We start from the raw sequence: 449 nt of genomic DNA on the forward strand, positions 1-449 counted from the left end.
ATAAGTGACGGTACCACCTTTATAATATTCTGATTTGAAACTACATTATATTTTAACACTCTTCTTACTTCGCATCTATTATATATTAAATAATAGTTAAGAAAAATAATAAGACAGATAAAATAACCTCATTTAAGATAAAAGCAGAATAATTTAAAGTCCCTAGTATTACAAGAATTTTAAAAGTCTAAATTTTAGAAGATAGTCGTACTAAAAAGTATAATTATGAATTTTTGGTTGTGATTAAACATCATGGTAAATAGTAATAATAATGGTAATTTTTACAATATATGATATAAATATTTCCAAAAATTAGGATGATTTATAAGAGGAAACGAGAAACAGCACACAATTTAATGAAAAAAGTAAAAAATAGGAAGTAATAGGCGCAGAAAGCTATTTTAGTTTAACGCGATGTTTCTACATATAATCGATCTAAATATTTTACC

This window comes from Acetivibrio cellulolyticus CD2 (assembly GCF_000179595.2).
Taxonomy (GTDB): Bacteria; Bacillota; Clostridia; order Acetivibrionales; family Acetivibrionaceae; genus Acetivibrio; species Acetivibrio cellulolyticus.